Annotated in this window: 1 pseudogene; it reads left to right on the top strand. The window is 59.1% G+C overall.

Features of this window, described 5'->3' with window-relative positions:
* Positions 1 to 254, top strand: a pseudogene (locus QP119_RS11615) (hypothetical protein); the annotation flags it as partial.

Below are 254 nucleotides of genomic sequence, written 5' to 3'. Positions count from 1 at the left end.
TGCGGCGTTGACTGGCAGCAGGAGCCTTACGAACAACTGGCTGTGATTGCTAACGTTGCGACTTCCGTTGCGCACGAAGGCCGCGCTTTTGAACGCTTCACGAAACATGGCCCGCTGGCGATGTTGCCGATGTCTGACGGACGCTGTTCGCTGGTCTGGTGTCATCCACTGGAACGGCGCGAAGAGGTGCTGTCGTGGAGCGACGAGAAGTTTTGCCGTGAACTCCAGTCGGCCTTTGGCTGGCGACTTGGGAA

It is taken from the genome of Corynebacterium frankenforstense (genome assembly GCF_030211955.1).
GTDB classification, from domain to species: Bacteria; Actinomycetota; Actinomycetes; order Mycobacteriales; family Mycobacteriaceae; genus Corynebacterium; species Corynebacterium frankenforstense_A.
The sequence above is the reverse complement of the archived record's forward strand: the minus strand, read 5'-3'. Positions and strand labels throughout refer to the sequence as shown.